This is a genomic window from Siminovitchia thermophila, from assembly GCF_016909185.1.
Classification (GTDB): domain Bacteria; phylum Bacillota; class Bacilli; order Bacillales; family Bacillaceae_C; genus Siminovitchia; species Siminovitchia thermophila.
The window spans coordinates 192,939-218,422 of record NZ_JAFBFH010000001.1; the positions used below are offsets into that span (position 1 = coordinate 192,939).

General features: G+C 42.7%; 26 protein-coding genes. 3 read left to right on the plus strand and 23 right to left on the minus strand.

The genetic code is table 11. The features are described from left to right. Nucleotides 1-166: 166 nt before the first annotated feature. From JOC94_RS00860 to JOC94_RS00915, 12 genes are all read right to left on the minus strand, one after another. Nucleotides 167-958: a 2-keto-4-pentenoate hydratase gene (locus tag JOC94_RS00860; protein WP_205177925.1), complete on the minus strand. Its 792-nt coding sequence runs from the start codon at nucleotides 956-958 to the stop codon at nucleotides 167-169. Next, on the minus strand, nucleotides 955-1,989 hold the full coding sequence (dmpG, locus tag JOC94_RS00865) for a 4-hydroxy-2-oxovalerate aldolase (RefSeq protein ID WP_205177927.1): 1,035 nt from the start codon (nucleotides 1,987-1,989) through the stop codon (nucleotides 955-957). Before dmpG ends, JOC94_RS00860 begins: the two co-directional genes overlap by 4 nt. 52 nt (nucleotides 1,990-2,041) lie before the next feature. Next, nucleotides 2,042-2,917 carry an acetaldehyde dehydrogenase (acetylating) gene (locus tag JOC94_RS00870; protein WP_205177929.1) on the minus strand — a complete coding sequence of 292 codons (876 nt, stop codon included), beginning with the start codon at nucleotides 2,915-2,917 and terminating at the stop codon, nucleotides 2,042-2,044. A 13-nt stretch (nucleotides 2,918-2,930) separates the two neighbouring features. Then, nucleotides 2,931-3,719, minus strand: a complete 789-nt coding sequence (locus JOC94_RS00875) for a 2-keto-4-pentenoate hydratase (RefSeq protein WP_205177938.1) — start codon at nucleotides 3,717-3,719, stop codon at nucleotides 2,931-2,933. Nucleotides 3,720-3,786: 67 nt separating this feature from the next. Beyond that, nucleotides 3,787-5,253, minus strand: coding sequence for an aldehyde dehydrogenase (locus tag JOC94_RS00880; protein WP_205177940.1), 1,467 nt, complete (start codon nucleotides 5,251-5,253; stop codon nucleotides 3,787-3,789). Between the two features lie 3 nt (nucleotides 5,254-5,256). Further along, complete coding sequence (locus tag JOC94_RS00885) at nucleotides 5,257-5,754, minus strand: RidA family protein (protein ID WP_205177942.1); 498 nt, start codon at nucleotides 5,752-5,754, stop codon at nucleotides 5,257-5,259. Next, nucleotides 5,751-6,761, minus strand: a complete 1,011-nt coding sequence (locus JOC94_RS00890) for an amidohydrolase family protein (protein WP_205178081.1) — start codon at nucleotides 6,759-6,761, stop codon at nucleotides 5,751-5,753. Before JOC94_RS00890 ends, JOC94_RS00885 begins: the two co-directional genes overlap by 4 nt. Continuing rightward, the gene (locus tag JOC94_RS00895) at nucleotides 6,758-7,303 is read right to left on the minus strand and encodes a 3-hydroxyanthranilate 3,4-dioxygenase (protein WP_408021894.1); all 546 of its coding nucleotides are present in this window, start codon (nucleotides 7,301-7,303) and stop codon (nucleotides 6,758-6,760) included. The genes JOC94_RS00890 and JOC94_RS00895 overlap by 4 nt, the downstream gene beginning before the upstream one ends. Before the next feature lie 527 nt (nucleotides 7,304-7,830). Further along, a complete protein-coding gene (locus JOC94_RS00900; RefSeq protein WP_205177946.1) occupies nucleotides 7,831-8,358 on the minus strand; it encodes an FAD synthetase family protein in 528 nt (175 codons plus the stop codon). Between the two features lie 34 nt (nucleotides 8,359-8,392). Further along, on the minus strand, nucleotides 8,393-9,895 hold the full coding sequence (locus tag JOC94_RS00905; RefSeq protein WP_205177948.1) for a 4-hydroxyphenylacetate 3-hydroxylase family protein: 1,503 nt from the start codon (nucleotides 9,893-9,895) through the stop codon (nucleotides 8,393-8,395). A 15-nt stretch (nucleotides 9,896-9,910) separates the two neighbouring features. Continuing rightward, nucleotides 9,911-10,399 (minus strand): flavin reductase family protein, encoded by a 489-nt coding sequence (locus JOC94_RS00910; protein ID WP_205177950.1) that lies wholly within the window; start codon nucleotides 10,397-10,399, stop codon nucleotides 9,911-9,913. A gap of 316 nt (nucleotides 10,400-10,715) precedes the next feature. Beyond that, complete coding sequence (locus JOC94_RS00915) at nucleotides 10,716-12,110, minus strand: L-cystine transporter (RefSeq protein WP_205177951.1); 1,395 nt, start codon at nucleotides 12,108-12,110, stop codon at nucleotides 10,716-10,718. A gap of 1,007 nt (nucleotides 12,111-13,117) precedes the next feature. Here JOC94_RS00915 and JOC94_RS00920 point away from each other — a divergent pair. Beyond that, entirely contained in the window at nucleotides 13,118-15,022 is a 1,905-nt protein-coding gene (locus JOC94_RS00920; RefSeq protein WP_205177953.1) for an endonuclease MutS2, read from the plus strand. A 95-nt stretch (nucleotides 15,023-15,117) separates the two neighbouring features. Here JOC94_RS00920 and JOC94_RS00925 read toward each other — a convergent pair whose 3' ends face one another. From JOC94_RS00925 to JOC94_RS22730, 8 genes are all read right to left on the minus strand, one after another. Next, a complete protein-coding gene (locus JOC94_RS00925; RefSeq protein ID WP_077109430.1) occupies nucleotides 15,118-16,404 on the minus strand; it encodes a TRAP transporter large permease in 1,287 nt (428 codons plus the stop codon). Beyond that, nucleotides 16,401-16,886, minus strand: a complete 486-nt coding sequence (locus JOC94_RS00930; RefSeq protein WP_077109431.1) for a TRAP transporter small permease — start codon at nucleotides 16,884-16,886, stop codon at nucleotides 16,401-16,403. The genes JOC94_RS00925 and JOC94_RS00930 overlap by 4 nt, the downstream gene beginning before the upstream one ends. 11 nt (nucleotides 16,887-16,897) lie before the next feature. Further along, on the minus strand, nucleotides 16,898-17,500 hold the full coding sequence (locus JOC94_RS23095; protein ID WP_253191826.1) for a TRAP transporter substrate-binding protein: 603 nt from the start codon (nucleotides 17,498-17,500) through the stop codon (nucleotides 16,898-16,900). A 28-nt stretch (nucleotides 17,501-17,528) separates the two neighbouring features. Next, on the minus strand, nucleotides 17,529-17,918 hold the full coding sequence (gene dctP / locus JOC94_RS23100) for a TRAP transporter substrate-binding protein DctP (protein ID WP_253191827.1): 390 nt from the start codon (nucleotides 17,916-17,918) through the stop codon (nucleotides 17,529-17,531). 117 nt (nucleotides 17,919-18,035) lie between these two features. Then, a complete protein-coding gene (locus JOC94_RS00940; protein WP_077109432.1) occupies nucleotides 18,036-18,782 on the minus strand; it encodes an IclR family transcriptional regulator in 747 nt (248 codons plus the stop codon). A 206-nt stretch (nucleotides 18,783-18,988) separates the two neighbouring features. Then, nucleotides 18,989-19,351, minus strand: coding sequence for an MFS transporter (locus JOC94_RS22720; RefSeq protein ID WP_408021891.1), 363 nt, complete (start codon nucleotides 19,349-19,351; stop codon nucleotides 18,989-18,991). Next, nucleotides 19,245-19,817, minus strand: a complete 573-nt coding sequence (locus JOC94_RS22725; RefSeq protein ID WP_236016926.1) for an MFS transporter — start codon at nucleotides 19,815-19,817, stop codon at nucleotides 19,245-19,247. The genes JOC94_RS22720 and JOC94_RS22725 overlap by 107 nt, the downstream gene beginning before the upstream one ends. A gap of 230 nt (nucleotides 19,818-20,047) precedes the next feature. Further along, nucleotides 20,048-20,242, minus strand: a complete 195-nt coding sequence (locus tag JOC94_RS22730; RefSeq protein ID WP_236016927.1) for a hypothetical protein — start codon at nucleotides 20,240-20,242, stop codon at nucleotides 20,048-20,050. Between the two features lie 335 nt (nucleotides 20,243-20,577). On the opposite strand from JOC94_RS22730, the gene JOC94_RS23310 reads away from it, so the two are divergent. Next, nucleotides 20,578-21,453, plus strand: a complete 876-nt coding sequence (locus tag JOC94_RS23310; protein WP_213088935.1) for a M23 family metallopeptidase — start codon at nucleotides 20,578-20,580, stop codon at nucleotides 21,451-21,453. A gap of 436 nt (nucleotides 21,454-21,889) precedes the next feature. Here the strand turns inward: JOC94_RS23310 and JOC94_RS00955 are convergent, their stop codons facing one another. Both JOC94_RS00955 and JOC94_RS00960 read right to left on the minus strand, forming a co-directional pair. Beyond that, nucleotides 21,890-23,461 (minus strand): alkaline phosphatase family protein, encoded by a 1,572-nt coding sequence (locus JOC94_RS00955; protein WP_083717189.1) that lies wholly within the window; start codon nucleotides 23,459-23,461, stop codon nucleotides 21,890-21,892. A 31-nt stretch (nucleotides 23,462-23,492) separates the two neighbouring features. After that, nucleotides 23,493-24,062 carry a YkoP family protein gene (locus JOC94_RS00960; protein WP_236016928.1) on the minus strand — a complete coding sequence of 190 codons (570 nt, stop codon included), beginning with the start codon at nucleotides 24,060-24,062 and terminating at the stop codon, nucleotides 23,493-23,495. 20 nt (nucleotides 24,063-24,082) lie between these two features. Here JOC94_RS00960 and JOC94_RS00965 point away from each other — a divergent pair, with 20 nt between their 5' ends. Beyond that, nucleotides 24,083-24,574 (plus strand): endonuclease/exonuclease/phosphatase family protein, encoded by a 492-nt coding sequence (locus tag JOC94_RS00965; RefSeq protein WP_171973763.1) that lies wholly within the window; start codon nucleotides 24,083-24,085, stop codon nucleotides 24,572-24,574. Nucleotides 24,575-24,835: 261 nt separating this feature from the next. On the opposite strand, the gene wrbA is transcribed toward JOC94_RS00965, so the two are convergent. Further along, entirely contained in the window at nucleotides 24,836-25,447 is a 612-nt protein-coding gene (wrbA, locus tag JOC94_RS00970) for an NAD(P)H:quinone oxidoreductase type IV (RefSeq protein ID WP_077109435.1), read from the minus strand. Nucleotides 25,448-25,484 lie beyond the last annotated feature (37 nt).

The following is a 25,484-nucleotide window of genomic DNA, read 5'->3' on the forward strand; positions in this document are numbered from 1 at the left end:
TCATCAAGTCTTGAAGTGGGAGTCTTACGGCACCTTACATGCGGGATACATTTTTTGCACATGCATTTGTAATGTCTGTAATGAGACTTTTGATTTGCCCTTGCTTCTGCCCTTTAAAATCTGAACTTGAATAATCGGCAATCGTGAAACCTCCAGACGTTGTGAGTTACTCGCAAGATAAGAGGACACTTCCCAATTCGGCAAATTGGGCGATAATGGTATCCCCGGATTCGAAGGAAATGGCCTCAGACATGGCGCCGCTCAATACAACATCGCCTTTTGTAAACCCTCTTCCACGAGCCGCCAATTGTTTTGCTGCCCAGGCAATAGCCGTGGCCGGATGGCCCAGTACGGCAGCACTTGATCCAGTTTGTTCCACCCTCCCGTTTTTGGTCATCACCATGCCGACATTTCCTAAGTCAAGATCTTTAGGACTTGCCCATTGACTGCCAATGATAAACTTTGACGATGAACAGTTATCAGCGACGACATCAACAAGTGTAAAGCGAAAATCCTTATATCTGCTGTCAATGATTTCAAGTGCGGGAGCAACATATTTGGTCGCATTCAGCACGTCTTCTTCCGTAACGTTTTCCCCTTGAAGATCCTGATCCAAAAAGAACGCGATCTCCGGCTCAGCCTTGGGATGAATCAGCTCTGATCTTTTAACCGGTTCCCATTCATAGGCAAGCATATCGGCATGCAAATAACCGTATATAGCTTCTTTAACCCCCATCATTTCCTGTTTGGCCTTGCTTGTTAATCCAAGTTTCAGACCAATTTGTTTCGTGTGATTCTTTTTGGCTCGGTGTGCCAGCAGGCCATCTTGCAGTTCGTACGCTTGTTCAATCGTCAACTCCGGATACTGATCAGTGATTTTGACAACCTCTCGTACATCCCGCTCCGCACAATATAAGTACTCGATTATCTCTTGATCACTACTCGTTTTAAGAATCATCGTGTTGCCTCCACTTTTCTTTTTTTAGACAAATCGGCAGCCACATCCAGTATCATATCCTCTTGTCCACCCACAACTTTCATCTTGCCCAATTCTATTAAAATATCACGGGGATCCACATCATACATTCTTCCCGCGCGTTCAGCATGAAGCAAGAAGCTGGAATAAACACCCGCATAACCAAGGACAAGGCTGCCTTTTTTAATTTCTTGTGAACCACGAATAAGTGGTCCGACTACGTCTTCAGCGAGATCCATCATTTTATACAAATCGATTCCGACATCGTAGCCTAGACGATTCATCACCGCCAACAATACTTCCGTTTGCGTATTTCCGGCCCCCGCCCCCAAACAGCGAACACTCCCATCAATTCTTGTAGCCCCTTCTTCCATGGCCGCCAAGGTATTTGCCACCGCCACTGACAGGTTATTATGTCCATGGAATCCTACTTCAACATCCAGGCTCTCCCGAAGCGCCTTCACTCTTTCCCGCACTTCATGCGGAAGCAAAGCGCCGGCAGAGTCGGTAACATAGACAGCCTCTGCCCCATAACTTTTCATCAACTTTGCTTGTTCCACCAGCTTTTCCGTCGATACAGAATGAGCCATCATCAGAAATCCCAACGCTTCCATGCCAAGTTCGCGGGCCTTGTGTATATGTTGAGCCGAAACATCGGCTTCCGTTGCATGGGTAGCCACCCTGACAAGCTTGGCTCCGAGCTTGCTTGCTTCTCGCAAATCATGAACAGTACCGATCCCGGGAAGCAACAATACAGCTATTTTTGCTTGTCTACATTCTTCAACGGCGGCCGCGATCAGTCGCATTTCATCTACAAGAGATTTTCCATACTGGATCGTTGAACCTCCCAAACCATCTCCATGGCTCACTTCGATATAATGCATGCCGGCATCGTCCAAAGCACGTGCAACAGCCCGCACCTGTTCTTCCGTAAATTGGTGTGCGACAGCATGGCTCCCGTCCCGCAAACTTACTTCCGTTATTTTAATATCTTTACAAGCAGGTTGTTTCATCTCATGAACTCCTTTCGTTTCCCGTCACCACTTCCAACCGTCCAATAGATACTTAGGATATTACATGCAATTTGCGGGCAATATCTTCTCCTGCACGCGCGGCAGCAGCCGTCATAATATCAAGGTTTCCTGCATAAGGAGGAAAATAGTCTCCAACCCCTTCCACTTCAATGAAAACCGTGACGATATTTCCGGAAAATAACGGTTCCTGCTTCAAACGGTACCCCGGGACATATTCCTGAACAGTGCCGACGATGGAATCAATCGCTTCACGGATGGCCTGTTCATCCATGTTCTTCACTTCGCAATAGACCGTATTCCTCATTAAAATAGGCGGTTCCGCAGGGTTTAGGATGATGAGCGCTTTTCCTTTGTCCGCTCCTCCGACTCTTTCAATTCCCCGCCTTGTCGTGATCGTAAATTCATCAATGTTGGCCCGGGTTCCCGGTCCCGCACTTTTGCTGGATATCGTGGCAACAATTTCAGCATAAGCAACATCTGCTATCTCATTCACCGCACTAACAACAGGAATGGTAGCCTGCCCGCCGCATGTAATCATATTGACATTATCAACCGCAGCATTTTCAAGCTGGCGATTGACCGCGGGGCTAAAGAAAGGACCTACAGCCGCAGGCGTTAAATCAACCACTTTCTTGCCCAATTCTTTTAATATTTTTGCGTGGCGGACATGAGCTTTTGCGGAAGTAGCATCAAAAATGATGTCCGCAATATCCGGGTTATCCACCAATCCTTGGATGCCATTGTAAAAAACGGCATACCCTTTTTCTTGTGCCATCTTCAGCCCTTCAGAATTCTTATCAATCCCGATCATGGCAGTCAATTGAACCCATTCACTGCGTTCCAGCTTAAACATTAAGTCGGTTCCGATATTACCCGATCCAATAATGGCCGCTTTTATTTTCCCCATAAAAATTCCCCTTTCAGTCGTCCAATTGGAATGTCACAGTAACGGTGCCCAGTCTGCCAAAATCCGCTTTCACCTCATCACCTGCTGACACCGTGATCGCTCCCGATAACGCTCCCGGTAAAATCAACTCATCTTTTTTGAGAGTGATACCGTATTCAAATAGCTTATTAGCCAACCAGGCAATCGCTTCGGCCGGATGCCCCAAAGCCGCCGCTCCCGCCCCGGTGGCAATCAATTCATTGTTTTGAAATAAAGCCATTCCATTCGTGCGTAAATCACTTCCGGACAATCCAGTCTTTTTATCGCCTATGACAACTTTGGATGAAGAGCCGTTATCTGCCACTGTATCAATTAATTTGATCTTCCAATCCGCAATTCGGCTATCAATGATTTCCAACGTAGGGACTACGTATTTTGTAGCCATTAGGACGTCTATATAAGTGATGTTGGGTCCTGTCAGCTCCTCTTCCAATACAAAACCGATTTCCGCTTCTACTTTTGGTGAAATCAACGTTTTTATATGAACTGTTCCGCCATTTTCAACACACATGTCATCAAATAAATGTCCATAATCAGGTTCATTGACATTCAACATTTTTTGCATGGCCGCGCTTGTCAAACCAATCTTTTTTCCAATGACCTTCTTCCCTTGCCCCCTTTTCAAGCTGACCGTCTCCAACTGTATTTGATAAGCTTCCTTTACAGTCAACGACCTATCCCGTTCAGTTAAAGGTTGAACTTCCTTTACAGATTGTTCCGCATCCAACAGCTCTTTTGCAAAATCGATCAGTTTTGGTGACACGTCTTTCGCCCTCCCGCATGTAAAACAAATGAAAGGTGAACATAGATCACCTTTCGCTTTGTTTCATTTACTTTTTCATTGTGATTGTTTTCGCCTCGGTATAAAATTCAAAGCTGTGTCTTCCGCCTTCTCTTCCAATCCCACTCGCTTTTGCTCCGCCAAATGGTGTTCTCAAATCGCGTACATACCAGCAATTAATCCATAACAGTCCGGAGTGAATGGACGCAGAAACCCGCTGTGCCCTTCGCAAGTCATTTGTCCAGACTACTCCAGCCAAACCATAAATCGAGTCATTGGCTATTTGAATCGCTTCTTCCTCCGTTTTAAACGGGATGATGACCGGAACAGGTCCAAAAATCTCTTCCTGCGCCACCCGCATTTTGTTGTTTACATCATATAAAACAGTAGGCATGTAGAAATTTCCTTCTTCCAGGCCTTCCACTCTTTTTCCTCCGTAAGCAAGTTTTGCTCCTTCGCTCATACCGATTTGAACGTAATGGTCTACGGTCTCGAGATGGCTCTTCGAAACAAGCGCGCCCATATCCGTCGACTCATCCGTCGGGTCTCCGACTTTGATTTTCTTAACAGCTTCAACAAACTTGTCCAAAAATTGATCATAAACGCTCTCTTGGACTAAAATTCTTGAGCCGGCTAAGCAAATCTCCCCCTGATTTCGGAAAGTGGCTTCTTTTGACCCTTCGACAGCTTCATCCAAGTCCGCATCTTCAAATACAATATTGGCAGATTTCCCTCCAAGTTCGAGTGAAACGGGGATCAGACTTTTTGAAGCATTCTCCATTACTGTTTTACCCGTCTCGGTTTCCCCGACAAAAGCGAGGCGCCGGACAAAAGGATGGGTGGACATTGTTGTGCCGACCGTGCTTCCGGGACCGGTGATAATATTTAAAACGCCTGGGGGCAAGCCGGCTTCATTGGCAATTTCACCAAGCATGACGGCACTTAGCGGTGTATAGGAGGCTGGTTTAATGACAATTGTGTTGCCGGCCGCGAGCGCAGCCGATGCTTTCCACGTCATCTGCATAAAGGGAAGATTCCATGGAATAATCAAGCTTGTCACACCTGCTGGTGTGTACTGTGTATACGACATATGTTTGCTCATATCGTAATGCTCATGAACCATATACTTGGCCATTTCTGCAAAAAAACGAAAATTGGCGGCGGCCCGGGGAATGTCAAAATCCCTGCTCTCTTTTATCGGCTTGCCTACATCCAACGTTTCCACATAAGCAAGCTCGTCCACATTTTTCATAATGAGATCAGACATATTGCAAAGGATTCGGGATCTCTCTTCCACGGGCATATTGCTCCAAACTCCGCTTTGAAAGGTACGTCCTGCCACTTCGATTGCGCGTTTGGCATCATGTTCCGTACCGTTTGCGACCGTGGCCAGTTTTTGATTCGTTGCCGGGTTAATAGAATCAAAGGTTTTTCTTGATTCTGATTCAACATATTCGCCATTTATAAAGAGCTTCGCATTTTTAACCATTGGTTTTTTTACTATATTCTGATACATGTTTTAGTCCTCCCCGCCCTCCACTTCAAGAATCATTTCAATTTCAATCGCAGTATTATTCGGTAATTGAGCCATACCGACGGCAGACCGCCCGTGCTTGCCCTTATCTCCAAAAACTTGTCCCAGCAAGTCGGAAGCACCGTTCATGACGGCAGGCTGATCTGTAAAATCTTCGGTACTGTTGACCATTCCGAGTACCTTTACAATTCGTTTTACCTTGCTTAATTCACCGAGCTCGGCTTTCACAACACTTAATAAATTGAGCATCGATTGTCTGGCGGCAAGATAACCTTCCTCTGTTGTAAGATCCCTCCCCAGTTTTCCATGGAATTCATCCACTCCCTGCCCGGCTGTAAATAATAAATTTCCAGTTCTGACACAGCTCACATAGCTTCCTACAGGAGATCTTAAAGCGGGCAACTTCAAGCCCAAATGTTCCAGCTTTTTTTCCGGTGTATCCGCCATTTCTGCAATACTTCCTATATCTGGTCTATCCATCATTTTTGCAACGCTTCCTTTATATTCATATTTAAAAATGACAAGGCATTCCCGCCCAACATGGCAGCTTTTTGTTCCTCTGTGAGACCGAGCGTATCGTCTATGACTTTTCCGGGCGGTATCTCCCTCAAGAGGAAGGGATAGTCAGATCCCATGACAATTTTTTCATATCCAAAACGCTCTACTAAATATGATAGATTTACAGGGTCATAGTTAAGCGAATCAAAATAAAACTTTTGCGCATAAAAGCTTGGAGGCTTTTGAATCTTCCGGATGTGGGGCCATACGTTCCACCCTTGATCCAGACGCGGCAATATATAAGGGAAAGAACCTCCCCCATGGGCAAAACAAACCTTCAAGGTCGGATATTTTTCCATGACCGCCCCATTAATCAAACTGGCGGCGGCCAAAGCGGTTTCACTCGGCATGCCTACTGTATACATAAAGTTATGGCGGGGCATTCTTTCTCTTCCAAGCGTCTCCCATGGATGCACGAATAACGGCACATTCCATTTTTCCGCCATTTCGAAAAAGCCAGAAAATGAAGGATCGTCCAAGTTTTTGCCATTCACATTCGTTCCGATTTCAATCCCTTTTAAGCCGAGTTGAAACATACACCGTTCCATTTCGCGAATGGAAACATCCACATCCTGAAGCGGGACAGTCCCAAGGCCAATAAATCTTGAAGGATACTGCTTCACCGTTTCAGCAATAAAGTCATTTTGAATATGTGCCATTTCTTCAGCGGCATTTGGCTCTGCCCAATAAGAGAACGTCACCGGAATGGGGGACAGGACTTGAAGATCGACACCTTCTTTGTCCATATCTTCTATTCTTTTTTCAGGGCTCCACACTTGATCGGTCACTTCCCGGAAAACTTTCCCGGAAACCATTATATTAGCACCGCATGAGCAGGTCTTTTCTAAAACTGGCCAACGGCCGCCACCGTATCTTTTTGTAAAGTCAGGTATGTCTTCAGGAATAATATGTGTGTGAAAGTCCACTCTCATTTCCATATCCCTGCTTCCGCCGGCATCACATATCCACATTTATCACATGTTCTAAGTTCTTCACTGCTATCAAACTGTTCAATTCCGGCTTTTAACTGAGTTTCAATATTGGTAAGCTGCATCGTCATTCGATGAAGTTCATGATCACATTGATCACAGAACCAAACCATGGATTCCAATTCGCCCGGACCGCGTTTTTTCTCAATCACCAAGCCATATGTGTCTGCCACACGATGCGGGGAATGAGGGACATTTGCCGGAAGCAGGAAAACTTCCCCTTCTTGGACAGTAACGACCTCTCTTTTTCCCTCGTCATTGATTACTTCGATATAACAGGCGCCTTTGATTTGATAAAAGAACTCTTCGGCAGGGCTGACATGAAAATCACGGCGCTTGTTCGGCCCCCCGACCATCATGTAAATGAAGTCCGACTCTTCCCAAAGCATTTTATTATTCACTGGCGGCTTTAATTGACCCTTGTTTTCTTCAATCCATCCGAGCAAACTGAACGCTTTAAAATTTCTTGATTTCAACTTTGACATCATGATTCCTCCATCATTTTGTTTATAAGATACCCACTTGTCATTTTCCCGAGACTGTAGCTTGAAAAAGCAGGACTGCTTTCCGTTTCTTCTTCCTTTATCTTTTCGCAGGTGTCGCACGTTCTAAGTTCTTCACTGCTGTCAACTTAACTTTGTTTTCTATTGGTAAGCCGCATTGTCGTTCGATGAAGCCCACACTCACATGTATCACCGAATTAAACCATGGGCCCACCGCGCTTTTTCTCAATCACCAAGCCTATGTGTTTGCCACACGATGCGGGAAATAAGGGCTATTTTTTGGAAGAAAAAAACATTTTTTTAACTAAAATCAACCTCTTGTTTTCCATGATTACCGCAACTTTGATTTTGCCAAATGATCGCTTCTCTTCGAGAGCCGATATGAAGATCACGGCGCTTGTTCGGGCTTCCGACTACCGATTCTCTTATTGTTTATAAGCGGCTTTACTTGCTCTCAATCAAACTCACTTTATCAAGCCCCATTTCATCCATTTCTTTTAACCATATCCTCACATCCATCCGAGCAGAGGCAGCACTTGTTCTTGTTTCCCTTTTACAATAAGCTCTCTAATTCTAGTTGAAGAGATTCGCTCTCCCCGCGCACAACAAATCGGATTGATTGATTGGACGTTAAAATATGATTTTAATAGCGAAACATCACCGGCTCGATTGTTTCCAAAGCGAAAATCATCTCCGACAATCATGCATTTCGGATTGATACGTGACAGCTCTTCAACAAACTCCAGCGCTGTCCGCTTTACATACTCTTCATCAAACTTTGCGAGTATCGTGTGGGTAACACCTAAACGCTCCAACAATGTAAGCTTTTGTTCAGGGCTTGTCAGAGTACGGGCTCCTTGAAAATAGACCCGGGGAGGAGGGCTGAATGTATAAACGACAGTGGGCACTCCTTCCAAGTTTCCTTTTCTCACCATCTCGCGGATCACTGATTGATGTCCGCGGTGAACGCCGTCAAAAGCGCCAATGGCAACCACCGATCTCGATAATGTAAGGCTTTCGGCTTGAAAAAGTTTCAACTGAATCCCTCACTTCCGCAATACCACTTTCCATTCATGAATGTAATTGCTTTGTTTGCTCCTGATGTTCCTCCGATAATAAGAGAGACTCTTCCAGCACCCGCTCCACCAGCGGGTAAGAAAGATTGTTTCTTTTATGGACATTGTAGAACATTCCCATTTTTCGTACCGGATCACCGGAATAATAACGCTCATACTGCACCAACCTTTGGCCGAACGCTTCCCCGCACAGATCCCATGCCAGTTTAAATAATCTGACCCGTTTTTCCGAGGAGACTCCAGAACGGCCGGCATAATATTTATTCATATCGTCACTTATTTCCGGACGCGCGAAGTCCGCGCCCGTTGGTGACATCAACAGACCTCCGGCACCGATAGTCTGTAAGACTTCAATGGCCCTCGGATACATTTTCGGCAATAGCCCCCGGATCGTTTCAAGCGGCACAATATTGGGAAGGGCTTCCCCTTGATCAGTGATTGAGTACTCCCGCTCGGCGGTACGCACTAAAGCCCGGATTGTCTCGACAGCTTGGATCAGTTCCGACAGGAGATTTTGAACATTCAAGTATCCATCAACTCCAATGGAATCCGCAAGGGAGCACGCCACATCAGTTACAAACGAAAGTTTGCATAATCCTCTGACCGCCGATTGATGTGACGGTTGGAGATTGATCCCTGTTTTCGGATAGAGTAAGTTGCCCGCTTCAACGTTTTGGTTAATAAAGACCCGCTCCCACGGTACGAATACATCGTCAAAGACAAGCAATGCGTCCATTTCTTCAAATCTGGAAGCCAACGGATGATCCCATGTCGAACGGGTTCCACTTTGTGTCTCTTCTCTGCAATAAATGCGCAGGCCCGGCGCATCGATTGGAAGAGCAAACGAAATGGCAAACTTTTCGTCTCCCGGCTTAAAGCTCGGATATGAGTAGATGATGACTTCATCAGTGATCGGCGCAAGCGTTGCTAACATTTTCGCCCCTCGTACAATCAAACCATCTTCCGTTTCTTTGCAAACTCCCAAGTGGGCATACTCCACTTCTTGCTCATGGGAAGCTTTGCTTCTATCATTTTGCGGATTAACAATCGCATGGGTAAGAAACAGGTCGTTGTCTCTTATATATCTGTAATAGTTGATGATATTGTCACCGTAACGTTCACCATACTGCCGGAAAAACCAATCGTTTGTAGCCATCGATGTGACTACAACATTTAGGAAGTCCGGTGTTCTGCCCATTAAACCGTAAGTGGCTTCTGCCCAGACTTCAAACAATCTCCTCCTTGCTTCAAGATCCTCCGCATTCCTTGGAATCAGGAAACCATTATTTACCCGCTTTCCAGTTTCTTCGCAAATATGGATGATATCGGCCTGATACTTAGGGTCGTGCTGCATATCAAATAATCTCGCCATCTCCTTAATCGGCTGTTTAAACACCGGATGATTCACCAAATCTGTCACCCGTTCACCACCAAGCCAGACCTCCGGCTGCCGCGACTTCAACCCTTGAATATATTGCTCTCCCGTTCTGATGCTCATCGTTTTTTCCCTCCATTATGAATTTGCAGCAAGAATGGAACGATCTGCTGTTTCGAAAAATTTTCCCCTGTAAAATAATAAACTCTCTTTTTGATTGTAGGAAAAATCCTCCACCTTCCCCACAAACAAAAGATGATCTCCGCCTTCATACTCCTTCCAGGGCGAACACTTAAAATGAGCTACTGTTCCTTTTAGTGCAGGCAGCGGGCCAAGCGTTTCTTCCCACTCCACCTCCAGATCCGCCTGTGGCCGTCCCGCGAATTGCAGTGCATAGGCAGCCTGATCAGCAGATAATATATTGATAACAAAGGACTTGTTTTTCAATTCTTCAAAAGCCTTTGTCTTCTTATCTATGGAAATAAGTACAAGCGGCGGGTCCAATGAAACAGAAGTGAAGGAGTTGACGGTTATCCCTCTTCTTTGGCCATCGTCATTCATCCAAGTGATCACCGTGACACCGGTTGCAAAACAGCCAAAACAATTCCGTAATTCTCTCGTATCCATAGACTCCATCCTCCAATCTTCAGATTTGTATTTACTATATTGAAAACGCTGACACCCTACAACGCATAGATTTCAGATGATGAAATCTATTAAAAATTTTCATAGAACCATTAATAAAGTAGGAAAGGGGTTTGGATATATGTTGAAAGCTGATGGATATTCGTAAAAATTGCGAGAATAGGGGCTGGGACATAAACAAGTACGAAATAAAAGAGGGACCGGAATCATTTCGAATATCAGATACAACTCCGAATACTCACTATTTTTCTGCAAAAAAAAAAACGAACCACCAAGAGGATGGTGATTCATTTCTTCCTTAAAATGACGAATTATCTTCAATTGCTGTTTTATCATTGAATGTTTTCAAATTCAGTTTCCCCAAGATTCGTGCTGTCAATGTGCCGGAAACCATGCTGTCATTTACATTGACAGCCGTACGTCCCATATCAATTAGTGCCTCGATTGATATGAGTAAACCAGCCAAAGCTACAGGGAGCCCCATAGAAGACAAAACAATCAATGCGGCAAAGGTAGCACCCCCACCAACACCGGCAACACCAAATGAACTGATACCGATAATTAACACCAATTTGATGATAAATGCTGGTGCAAGTGGATCAATCCCGACTGTAGGCGCGATCATGAATGCCAGCATGGCGGGATACATTCCGGCACAGCCGTTTTGCCCGATGGTCGCTCCAAACGAAGCCGACATGTTAGCGATTCCTGAATCAACACCAAGGGAGTTTTTCTGTGCTTGAATGTTCAGTGGAATCGTACCCGCACTCGAGCGGGATGTAAAAGCAAAACCTAGCACTGGCATGGCCTTTCTTAAGTATGTCAGCGGATTTAAACCAAAGAGCCCCACTAATAAAAGATGGAAGATCATGATGACAAATAAACCGACATAAGAGGCAATCACAAATTTACCAAGCTGAACAATACCAGCAACATCTGTTTTAGCCACCGTATTAGCCATCAAAGCTAGAATTCCAAATGGTGTCAGGCGCAAAATCAATGTTACAATTCGCATAACAACTGCATAAACCGCATTCACGATTTTTTTAAACATTTCCGCTTGTTCCGGATTTTTTCTCCGTAACCCAAGGACAGCAATCCCAACGATGATGGAGAAAATGACCACCGCAATGACCGAAGTCGCCCGCTCTCCTGTCATATCCAGAAAGATATTGGATGGAATAAAACTGAGGATTTTCTGCGGCGTTGTTAGATCCTCCACTTCTCCAAGTTTTTCTAAAAGCATATCCCCTCGATCTATTTCCGCTTGTCCCGCATCAATTTGATCTGCATTCAAATCAAATAATGCAGCAGATCCAATTCCAATCAAAGCGGCCACCATAGCCGTCGAAACTAAGAAACCAATAATCCAGGCAGACATTTTTCCAAGGTCTGCTGATTTTTCCAGGTTAATAATGGATTGAATGATAGACACCATGACAAGTGGCACGACAATCATCATCAACAGTTTGATATATCCGCTTCCGACAATACTATACCAATCTGCTGTAGTCGTTAAAACTTCCGAATCTACTCCATAGATGGCTTGTAAAATTGCGCCAAGCACAATCCCTGTACCTAAGCCCGTAAATACACGTTTTGTAAACGATACATGTTTCTTTTGCATAAGAATAAGAAGACCAATAAACGCAAGTAAAGCCACTATATTCAAGCTAATGAACCATATATCCATAATATGTTCCCCCCTTTGTTTTGGGCTTCAGTTGGTTTTTCATCATATGCGCCACCGATTTACTGTGCCACCACAAAAACCAATAATCCCTATGAAATTAGTATCCTTAATAAGTGTATAATATACATACCGCCAACGGTTCTGTCAATGTTTTGGTTTAAGGATCAACTTTATGAGTCACTGCTGTAAAAAGCTGTGGGTGATCTGTTCAAACTGAACATATAGGATCGGCGCAGTCACAAGCACCAATGTTCCTGGTCCTCATCATTAAAGAGGAACAACATCCTTTCTGTAATGAAAAACCCCAGAAGGTTCAAGGGTGTAAGTGTAAAATCCCGTATGATCCTTAATTAAATGTCTTCCTTTATATAAAGGTTTGATCCGGCATTCTCTTTTTTCGGTTATCCAGACTATTGACCGGGTCCTTTCTTTGTCAAACTCCCTGCTTTTCCCCTGGCCTTCCTCAACACCTTTATCCTCACAATCATAAACAAAACCTAATTGTAATGAAATAACCAATTTTATGATTCAACACAACCTGATGGACCTTTTAAATCTAAAAAGTACTTTGGAGTTAAACAGATAAAAGCCATGATTTACTTTTTCAACATCACCGAGTATAATTAGTTTTATAAAGTGGATTTCAATGAGATGAACAATCCGATTAATAAGAGGTGCTTTTTGTGAGTGCGGTAGTATCTAAATAGGAAAATGTAAAAGGAAATAAGGAAATTGTAACAACAGGGGATTTTAGCTCATTTCATACCCCTTGTTTTACTATGGACTTATTTCCACCTATGAAGATACCTACCCTACTTTATAAACAAGCGCGCCATTTCGTAAATAGAACGAACTTTACGGATGGTTTTATTCTCTTTTGCCTTGTAAACGTAAAAAAGCTGCGGTAGATGCCGCGGCTTTTTTTATTGAACAACTCATTGAAATCCCGCCAGTAGGTTTCTTCATTGCTGATCAATTCAATTCATCACTTTGAGGAGAATCAAAACATGAATAAAAATACTTTTGAAAAATTACAATACAACGAACTTAAAGAGATCGTAAAATCATATTGCGTGAGCGGACTAGGCAAACAACTGATCGACCAATTAACACCGAGTTCTAACCTAAAAGTAGTAAAACATCGCTTAACCGAAACATCTGAAGCACGAGCCATTCTGGATGCAGGTGGAAACATGCCTTTTATTGGTGTTTCCCAAATTGAACATATCATCACTAAATTAGATAAAGGGATTATTTTAGACCCTGGGGAACTTTTAAGTATTGCCGATTTTTTAAGGGGTTGCCGGAAAATAAAAATGTTCATGTCCAACAAAGAGTTTGTCGCGCCTACCTTGGCTTCCTATGCTCAATCCATGACAGAATTCCTGGATGTGGAAGAGGAAATCCATTTTTCCATAAAAAATAATGAAGTTGACTCGGCAGCCAGCAAAGAACTTAAACGTGTTCGTTCCCATATTCAATCCACCGAACAAAAAATAAAAGAACGATTAAATAAATTCATAAACAGCAGTGCCCATAAACATTACATTCAGGAGTTCATTATTACGATCAAAGATGACCGCTATACAATCCCTATTAAAGCCTCCTACAAAAATAAAATACAAGGAACGGTCATTGAAATATCTTCTAAAGGTTCGACAGTCTTTATAGAGCCTAGCGCGGTAGGAAAATTAAGTGCTGAATTAGCGGCTTTAAAATCCGAAGAGGCCATGTTGGAATATCAAATACTAGCGACTTTAACAGGGCTCGTAGCAGAAAATCTCCGGCCTCTTAACATTAATATCGAGCTTATATCCCAGTACGATATGATTTTTGCCAAAGCGAAATATAGCAGACATGTCGATGGAATTGAGCCAAACATTAATGAACATGGATATATTTCATTCGTTCATTGCAAGCATCCATTATTATCAGGACATGTTGTTCCGCTTCACTTTCAGATTGGAAACAGTTATCGCAGCTTGATCATAACCGGTCCTAATGCCGGGGGAAAAACAATTGTGCTGAAAACAATAGGCCTTGTTACTTTGGCAACGATGTCCGGGTTTCATATTACAGCTTCAAAAGAAACTGAAATTGCGATATTTGACCATATTTTTGTGGATATTGGTGATAATCAGAGCATAGAAAATGCACTTAGCACGTTCTCTTCTCACATGCAGAACTTATCGGAAATCCTTCGTTCCGTAAACAACAATACGCTGTTACTATTCGACGAGATTGGCAGCGGGACAGAACCAAATGAAGGGGCGGCTTTAGCCATCTCCCTGTTAGAAGAATTTTATCTGAAAGGATGTATAACCGTTGCGACAACCCACTATGGCGAAATAAAACGCTTTTCCGAACTGCATAGTGATTTCATGAACGCTGCCATGCAATTTAATCATGAAACACTTGAGCCATTATATAAGCTTCTGATCGGGCAATCGGGAGACAGTAACGCCTTATGGATCTCTAGAAAAATGAATGTACCGGAACATGTATTACAAAGAGCAGAAGATTATATGAAAAATAAAGAATACCGCTTAGAACGAGTACATGAAAGTAAAATACGAAAACCTAAGCAAGCTGCTGTAAAAGCAGAACATCGTATCCACTATCAAAAAGGAGACCGCGTAAAACTGCTGGATCACGACGATTTTGGAATTGTATATAAAGAAAAAGACCAATATCAAAACGTCACCGTTTTTTATCAAAATCAATTGATTGAAGTACATGAAAAACGGTTGGCCATAGAAGGAAAAGCCGCGGACTTATACCCGGAGGGATATGACTTAGACTCTTTATTCATTGACCATAAAACGAGAAAGCTCCAGCATGACATTGAACGCGGCTCAAAAAAAGCGCTTCGTAAAGTTGAAAAAGAAATACGAAAAAAGAACAGATTATAATGGTGAAAAAGCTCTCAGGCTGGGCCGAGAGCTTTTCACTGCTGTGATTCGAGACACTTGGCGAACCCCTCCCAGACTCACAACCATGTACAATTTTATGGCTCATAAAGGCTTGGAATCCAAAGCACTGCATCTTTCCAATAAGTGATGACCAGCAGTAAAACAATCGCTGTCAGTAAAAAAGGAATGATGGCCTTGACAAGATCTTCTATTTTAACTTTTGCCACGGAAGAAACAATAAACAGACCTGTTCCAACAGGCGGAGTCAAAAGGCCGATGGTGAGATTAATTGTCACGATAACCCCAAAATGAACCGGATCTATTTGATAAGTTGTCAAAAGCGGAGCAAATACCGGCACTAAAATAATCAATGCCGCAATTCCATCCAAAACGGTTCCTAACAACAACAATAAAATATTGACCAGTAAAAGGAATACAAGTGGATTGTCCGATAAACTCAACATTGAGTTTGCAATAAGCTGTGGAATTTGTTCGTAGGCGATAATATATCCGAATAAATTGGCTGTCACAATAAGGAACGTGATGGTGGCAGTATTCACCACTGTGTTTAATAATATTTCCGGAAGATGTCCAACCTTTAACTCCTTATAGGCAAAGCCAATGATAACGGCGATTATACAGGCTACGGCTGCCGACTCAGTAGGTGTAAACACGCCGCTTAATATGCCATAAATAATTATAAAAGGAATCAGCAAGGCAGGAAGCACGCTCAAAAAACTTTTCAGCATCGACCTCAATGTTCCCCGCTCGCTTTTTGGAAATTGTTCCTTCACACTCATGAAACCGATTACAGCGATAAATCCAATTCCCAGTAAAATTCCCGGTATGATACCGGCCATAAATAAATCTCCTATGGAAGCACCCGTCAATGTCCCATAAATGATAAATAACATACTCGGTGGAATGACCGGAGCCACAATCGATGAAGCCAATGTTAATGCGGCGGAAAAGCTTCGGGAATATCCTTCCTTTTCCATCTCGGGAACCATGACCTTACTCATCATGGCAGCTTGCGCATTGGCAGAGCCCAAAATGGATGCGAGAAACATGTTGGCGATAATGGAGACATACGCTAATCCTCCTCGGAAATGTCCGATCAGCACCTTGGCAAAAGTGATTAATCTCGTGGTGATGCCCCCAAAATTCATTAATTCACCGGCCAACATAAAGAGGGGAATGGCCAGTAATCCAAAGTTATCCAGCCCGGAAAACATTTTCTGTGGAACCGATCCCAAGACGGCGACGGAATCAGTCAAAATGAGATAAGCCAATGAAATAATTGCTAAAACAAGCGAAATCGGGATGCCGATTATCAAGAGCAAAATAAATATGATGATCGTTGCTAATAAGTGGATGGTCATGATGCTTCACTACTTTGTGGTGTATTTTTACATAAATCGATAAAATAATCCAATAGATGGATAAACGCAAATGTCAATCCCACTGGTACAGAAAGATAAGGGAGCCACATCGGCAAGCGCATAGAACTCGACTTTTGCGGAGACAAGGTAAATACCCATTGATAGCTCAAATACAGTAAGAACGCCAACGCTATTAAAATAATGATATGTGTCATGATAAAAAGAATTTTCCTTCCTTTTTCTGAAAAACGGTCAACCAAAAAAGTGATGGAAGCCTGGGACTTATACTTAAGCCCCAAACTTCCTCCGATAAAGGTAAGCCAGGCCATCATAAAGATACTGGCTTCATTCGCCCAAAAAAGCGGGGCGTTTAAAAAGTACCTGAATATGACAGAGATAAACAGGACCACTGTCATGGCAGCAATTAACAGGATGGACGCCAGCTTTTCAAAAGCTTCAATCCAGTTGCTTAATGTCTTCATGTTAACACCTCCTATTTACGAAACGTTTCAATAAATTCTTTTATAAGAGGATCCATCTCCTTATATTTCTTATCAAATTCTTTCATGTGAGGCTTAAATAAAGCGGTATCTATCTCGTAAAGCTCCATCCCTCTATCTTCAAGTGTTTTTTTGAATTCTTCTTCCTGCGAAGCACGCTGCATTGTGGCATACTCGGATGCAACAGCCATAGATTCTTCAATTATTTTTTGATCATCTTCAGACATGTCTTCAAAACGTTTTTTATTAATGATCATCACTGCCGGCCAAACCATATGATTTGTCAACGCCCCGTAACCAGTCACTTCATTAAAGTTCGAAGTGATAGCGGCATCCAAATCCATTTCCATCCCGTCGATAACCCCTGTTTGTGCCGATTGGTAAACATCCGGCAATGAGATGGACTCCGGGTTTACCCCGAGTGAACGGTACCAATCTTCCAAGGCCGGGCTTGGTGTCACGCGCAATGTTAGCCCTTTCATTTCATCAGGTGTTTCAATTTTTTCCCTAAACATCATTGTCCGATGACCCGAAAAGAAATAATCCATTGCTTTTAGTCCTTGATCATCCAGCGTCGCCAAAATCTTTTTGGCCACATCCGAATTGCTGGCTTCAAAGGCTTCTTCATAAGAGCCAAATAAATAAGGTGCAAACCATGCGCTTTAAAGCATCCGACTTTGATGTCAAGAAAGCATTTGTAATGAAAGCTATGTCCAATGACCCTGTTTCAAGCTGCTGTACCATGTCAGAATCACTCCCAAGCTGACCACCGGGATACAGATCTACTTTCATACGACCATTGGAACGTTTTTCCAATTCTTCACCCAGCTTTTCTGCCGCTTTATTCCAAATATGGTCAGGAGGCGCAATATGTCCCAACTTTAGTTCGTAAGTCTGCTCTGCTCCGCCGCCGCTTGCCTTTGTTGATTCTTTGTCTCCGCCGCTGCCGCATGCGGCTAATAACAGAGCAGCCATCACCATTACAATAAAAATGCGACTTTTGTAAATGTTCATTTGTTCATGCCCCCTCAAGCTTGTTTGTATAGAAAAAAGGAAGTCTTTCTTTGGAACCTTTAAAATAGTTTGTTTATTTTTCTGAATATTCTCTTTATTACAAGGCGTTGAAAACTATTAAATTTCGATGTAGCCCAATTCACGCGAAATTGATTTCGCTGTATTGATAACACACTGGATAATGTGGCCCTTATGAAGCCCTTTCATATAACTAATCGGCCCCACCAAATTGACAGATGCGATCGTTTCCCCCGAATACGATTGAATCGGTGCTGCTATCGCATAAGTACGTGTGTCATTTTCATTATTGCTAATAGAGTATCCCTGCTCACGAACCATTTTCAATTCCTGTTTTAAAGTTTCGATATTCGTAATGGTATTGGGACCCTGCCTCGATAATCCCTTGGCAATCGTTTCTTTCAAGTAAGCGTCATTATAGGCGATGAGAGCTTTTCCGGCGCTTGTACAATAGGCGGGTTTTCTTCCTCCAAGATAAGTTGGTACATCATTCGCCTCCATGGAAGAAATCCGGAGGACAAAAACGACGTCTCCTCGATCAAACATGCCAATATGGGCTGTTCCCCTGAATCTGTCCGTCAATTCTTTTACCAAAGGCATTGCCTTATTATAAAAATCATGTTGAAACATGACTCTGTTATTCCATTCCAAAAGCTTCCAACCAAGGCGGTATTTTCTACTGGCATCCCTTATTAAGACACCTTCATTGCATAGTGTAGTGATTAAATGATGTGTCGTACTTCTGCTTAATCCCAGTTTTTCAGCAATTTCTGCATTGCCCAATACAGGCTCCTCCTGAGTAAAACAGCTTAAAATATCAATAGCTCTGCTAACAGAAGCAATCATACTTTCCCCTCTCCTCCTATTTATTTGTATGATTTTTCTTGGAAAACAGCGGACAATTAGCTGATGCTGAAATTTGTCATTTCACCTCCTTCTACCGGGAAAGCGTTGTCATTTTCTGAAAAACTCAAAAGATTAAACATTACTATAGTCACTAATGAACCGCTCCTCAACCACTCAATTTAAGATAGTGAAACTTTGTCATTTTTTTAGGAAAAATGTTTTATTTTCTTGGATTCTTCTTGTTTCACAGACATCACATTCAACAGCAACATCACCACAATGCCCATCATGAATGAAATAAACAGCCAGCCTGATATAAAAGAACCGCTCATATCCACAATGAATCCAAAAAAAGGAGGACCTGCCACAACACCCCAAGACCCGACAGTAATGCTAAAGCCCGTTGCAATGCCCAATTGCTCCTCTGGAACTAATTCTGTTGTCGCATTCATCCAAATGCCATTAAACCCGGAAACACCAAACCCGAATAAAAAGGCGACGGGCACCATCACAATGTAAGATGTCCCCGCCGGAAGCAGGGCGACAATCATTGAAATGGCGGCAGCCATCACGGCAATGATGAAATAACACCATCAAGCGCTTACTGTTGAAAAAGCGGTCACTGATCACACCCCAACAGATCCTTCCCACAGAACCGCCTGCTTCGGACAAAACAAGCAATGTTCCGGATAAAAAAAGACTGATGCCCAGCCTTTCATAGGAAAACAAAACAAGATATGTATTTACGATCATTTGAGTACCGCTTAAAATCAAAGCACTCAAACTGACATACACAAGCGCTTTATGTCGTAACAGCGTCCAACATGTCATTGGATTTCTTTTCACTGTCGCTGCCGTCGGATTTGTTTTTTGGCGTGGTTCATCATACATGATATAAGTAAACATACCGGTCAATAATAAAATCGAATTTCCCGCCAATATGGCCGGACGCCACCCCCAAACACTTGCCAACGGCAGCAGGAGCAGGGCTGCAAGGGCAGATCGGAGAGTGACGCCCATTTGTTTGATTCCCATAGCGATCCCCCGTCTTTCTGCCGGAAACCACTGAGAATACCCCGGTTAGTTGCAGGATGAGAGGCGCCATAGCCAAGTCCCCTGATAACAATTGCACATAACAATAGAAAAAGTGATGACGTAAAAGTCATTATCAAAAACCCTGTCCCCAGACAAACTGAGAGAAGTAGCAGTACTTTTCTAGATCCCATTTGATCGGTCAGTAGCCCTGCCGGTATCGACACAGTCGACTACCCTAAAAATAACGCGGCAGGCAGCATTCCAATCTGTGCTTTCGTCAATGAAAGATCTTCCCCGATTAAAATCCCCAAAGGAGCGATACTTCTCCCGACAAAAGCGACAAGCACCTGAATGACAAGCAACCACCCGAGCATCATCCAAAGCATGTGATTTTTATTCAATTTGTAATTGATACGCATCATCATTCCATCAGCTCTTTTCAATGAACCCTATCATTCATTTAGTAAGAACCTTATCAATTTATTGAGCAAAACCACCATGTTAAACGTTGAGTTTATCCCGCTTATTGGACAAAGGCGCAAAAGCCCATTCGCGTCAGCACACTTTTCCTTCCCTATATGATTTTAAATGGATGGCTACCTCATTTAATAGAGATGTTGTAATAATTTCCATTAAAAATCTTAACAAGAATATCCGAGTTCATAACAGGAAACAAATGAAGGTTTAGCGGAACTTTTTAACGAGCATTTCGTATGAGTGTATAAGTACACTTTTTAGAAATAATTTGGAGGTTTTATTTTTGATTGATGGTTCTATTAACCCAGAAGAGTTTGGAAGAATATTTCAATGTGAAGATTTTGAAAAAATATACCGTTGCACCTCTGAAGATTTTCAGCAACTAATATCTTTAAAGCAATTTGTTGAGCTAGCAAAAACCTTTAATGCGGGCGTTACACATTACCAATTAAAATGGAAAGCAACTTTACAAGGTTTGTATTACTATACTTGGTTAGATGACCGAAATGAAAAGGCCATTCACGTTTCTTTCGATAGGCACCATCAGATACAAAGCCTCTATATAAAGCCATTTAGAATTTTTCCAGAGAGTGATAATCGCTTTACGCAAATGACTTATAGTATGCCAATAAAAGGTGAATCGTTTGTCTTTTGGGGCGGGACAAATGAATTCATCAATTATCATTATCCATATGAAAATCAGCGTTATGCTTATGATTTAGTAAAAGTACAAAATGGTTCATCTTATAAGGATACACGAACTCGAAATGAAAACTTCTATGTTTATGATAAAGAAATCATAGCCCCGGCAGATGGAAAAGTGACAAAAGTGGTTGATGGTATGAAAGACAATATTCCTGGCGAAGTGGATATGGATGCCGAAAATCCGGCCGGAAATTATGTCATCATAAAACATGCGGAAAAAGAATATAGCCTGTTAGCTCATTTAAAAAAGAACTCAATACGAGTTAAAGTAGGTGATTTTGTAAAAGAAGGACAATACATTGGAAAATGCGGCAATTCCGGAAACTCTTCAGAACCACATTTGCATTTCCAAGTAATGGATACGTCAGATTTGGAAAGTGGAATATCAATTCGGATTAAGTTTAAAAATGGAATAGAGCCAATTCAAGGAGATACCATTTCGAATGTCCAATAGTTCGCCAAACGAAATCTTTTGAATAATGGCCCATTCAAGGAAGAGATTGCAAACCATTTGCTCTAACATCGAATAGGAGGCGGACATTAACCGCCGTCCATTCCCGCCACCAAGCATACACTTTTTGTACTTGGTGGTTTTTGTTAACGACGATGTTAATCCATTTTCTATAAAATAGCCAGCCTAACTTTTCGGTAATAATAACGTGGCCGATTGATCGCACCGTCCCCTTTTGCGAAATCGATTAAAAGTAAGCGTGACGAAGATTCGCGCCTGCCCCCCCTTTTACACTGGCAATGTAACCTCATTCATCTTTCCATCAAAACGATTAAAAGATAATCTTGACCGAAATTCGCACCTCCCCCCTTTTACAGGCAATGAAAAGACGGTCGTGACCGCTGGAGCAGCTTCCAATATGAAAACCATGCAAATACCGTTATCGATTTTTCGTCAAGTCTATCATCCACGCATATAAATCAACGATCCGCATATGGCGCGGTTTTGTGTCCGTGCCCGTTACGATCACGGGAACTATTGTATCCTGCTCATGCAACGCGCCATGCGCAGCTCCACCAAGGTGAATCGGGGTTCCTTCGCCTTGAAACTCAAACCCGGGCTTGGCATCCGCAATGATGTAAGTGCCCGAATGTGAATGAAGCGAACTATGAAGCCGCGCAAGCGCATCAGGGTATGTTTTATATTCAATCACAACACCATGAACCGTCATATCCAGCACAGAAGGATCTCCTTTGATTGTCCACGTTTGCCCGTATGAATCCCTATACGGGCCGTCGGGGCGAAAAGTAAAAATTTCTTTGTGGCCGTTTGCAGCCACATGAACACTAGACCCGTCTTTCCAGGCGAGAAACCCAATTCTTTCATCCTTTTGCAGTTTTTTTACAACTTCCTCCTGTCTGATCGCCTCATCCAAAATATATATGAACGCCATCCTTTCATTGTGCCCTAGGACAATTTGGTCATCTTTTTTAACCTGCTCTGTCACTTTGTATATGTTATAATCATCCAGCATGTCTTTTAAGCGAATAAGGGATTGATTTTTGTCATTTCCCACTTCCGCCTGACCGCTGTCTCCCATCACAATCCAAATGGCGCTATTCAGCGCTTCGTCCCACGATTCATACGTATTCAACACTTCTTGAACCTGCTTGTCTGTTTTCGCAATGGCATCAATATGTTCTTTAGGGCCATTTTTGTGGACTTCTTGGTCAAGCTCCGGAAAATAGGCAATTGTAAAAGCGGGAAGCTTATCATTTTGAATGAGATGCTTCAATTCTTGGGCGGAAAAGGCATCATTAAAACCAAACTTTTCAAACGGGCCGATATGTTGATCGTTTTTTGGGCTGAATTGCGACAGCATGCCATAGGAAAAAAGCGCAGGCGTTTTTATGTGTAATGTTTCCGGCGCCAATTTCAATTTTGCTGCGACTTCGGGAATATGCAGCGTCTTTTTTTCGTTTCCACGGTAAACGAGCGCATTGATCGACGCGCTTTGCTGCCCCGCATCCGCTAATGTTTCATGAATCGTCTTGACATCACGATTTAAATGCTTATGGTTCAACTTATAAAGATTGTCCTCCGCCACTTGCTTGACGCCAAGCTTAAACACTTCTTCTCTGGCGCTTCCATAATTGACGAGCCGTTTTTCATTTTCATCATACCAAACGAGACCCGGAACACGATGCTTATCCGAATACGTTCCCGTTAATAATGTGCTGTCAATCGTCACAGACATTGTGGGATAACTGCTGACAACATCAGGATATAGCCGGCCATGTTCCATCAGAAATTGAAGCGCCGGCGCACGGTCTTTTTTTACTGCCTGCTGCAGCGGTTCATTCATCAGGGAGTCGACGATCAGTAAAATGACAGGTTTCCCTGTTTGCGTCATTTCTGTTTGATCCAAAGATTGTCGATTAGGCTTAACAGCCGTTTTTATCAAAATGATGATCATGACAACGACAATGATAACGATCATTAGATAGACCATTCTCTTCATCCTTTTTCATTTCCTTTTCGTATCAATTATTGTGTCCATAACGGCTCATTAATGTATCCCTTGACATAAATAAATACATGGGAGACGGAATTTCTTTATTGAATGCTCTTGCGGAGGAGAGAAAATAGATCGGAAGAAGAGAAATCTTTTTGAAATGTTTATAAAACGGGTGAATAATTGGGTACGGCTCAAACCCTAATCTCTTACATCCTTTATAAAGCATCGTAATGCCGATCAGCCCTTTTATCTGCTCATGATTCTTCTGAGTCTGGATATAACGGATAACGAATGGAAGCGACTCTTTAACCGCTTGGTAAATATATAAAGCTCTTCTAATTTCGCTATGACACGACTCCATTTGCTGCAAAAGCTTGCTATTATGCAAATGAATTTTCACAAGTACGTCATTCTTCTTGATAGGAGTCCCGTCTGATAAAACGATATCCCTTCCTTTGTATTTCGTTAACCGGACACGTAATATGGATTGATTACCGCATGCTTTTTGAATATATTGCAACCGCGTACATTGAAAATAAACCGGATCGATGATATTCCATGCCGAAAGGCAATATTGTCTCATCCTAATGTCCATTGGCAATTCCCCTTACATATTTGGCGAAAGAACGGCAATTTGGAAACGCCCTTTTATCGAGATATCCCATTGTCGACAAAGCAACCCATTCATTTACGATGCCGGGACTCAGCGAGGGAAGGTCTCTGTTGGAGGCAAAAGTTCAAATCGAAACATTATCCTTGCAAATAATCGTCACCCACTTAAGCCTTAACCCATTGCTCCACAAAAAACAAACAGATTATATATTGAAGTTACAGCAAAATAAAGCCAAACCGGTCGTGATAATGGGCGATTGGAACATGAAGCCGGGATCGAAACGATGGCAAAATTTGACGAAAGAATTTCAGGATGCGTGGGAAACAGTTGGAAAAGGAACAGGCTTTACATATCCTGCACATCGGCCAAGAACGCGACTAGATTATATCTTTGCCAGTCATCATTTTGACATAATGGATGCTGGGGTTGTTAACATAATGCCAGAAGCTTCTGACCACTTGCCTGTAGTGGCCACGTTGTTTTTTTGGGGGTAAAACCACCATTAAGTACGATTAGTGGACCGGCTTCTTTGAAAAAAGATACTTAGATTGACCTTCTTTTATCGAGACATTGACCAATTAAATTCGGCAAAATACACTCGTCACAAGCCGCCACGCACCATTTAGTTCATTTGAATCGGCGGGTGCGCAAATCTTTTTATTTCCGGAACATTTTTTTGGAAATCCAAGCAAGTCATGAAAAAGTTCCAATGAAAAAAGCTAACCGGACATTTGCCGATTAGCTCCCGATTACCGTTATTGATTCGCTTTTTTCACCCATTCCGCGACGGTTACGGTGCGCTTTGCCTGATGCTTAACCGCGGCTTGGACATCGTCAACCATGTTGCCATCTTGATCCACGGTTACACTTGTGCCGTATGGATTTCCACCGGCCCCGAAAACCGATTGATCTGTATAACCAGGAGGTACAATGATCGCCCCCCAGTGCATCATCGTTGTATACAAAGATAAAAGCGTTGCTTCTTGGCCGCCATGCGGGTTTTGCGCTGAAGTCATGGCACTGACCACTTTGTTCACTGTTTTACCCGAAGACCACAGCCCTCCTTGAATATCGAGAAATTGTTTCATTTGTGAAGGCATGTTGCCAAATCGGGTAGGGACACTGAAGATTATCGCATCCGCCCATTGAATGTCGTCGCCAGTAGCAATGGGAACATCTTTTGTTGTCTCTACTGTTGATTTCCATGCTTCATTTCTTTCAATAATGGATTCCGGGGCTAACTCCTCCACTTTCAGCACTTTAACTTGAGCTCCTGCTTCTTTTCCCCCTTCTTCAGCCCATTTTGCCAATTGATAATTCGTTCCGCCCATGCTGTAAAAGATGACTGCTAATTTGACATTGGACATGTTCGTTCTCCTTTGTTGATTTATTGACTAAGTCTTA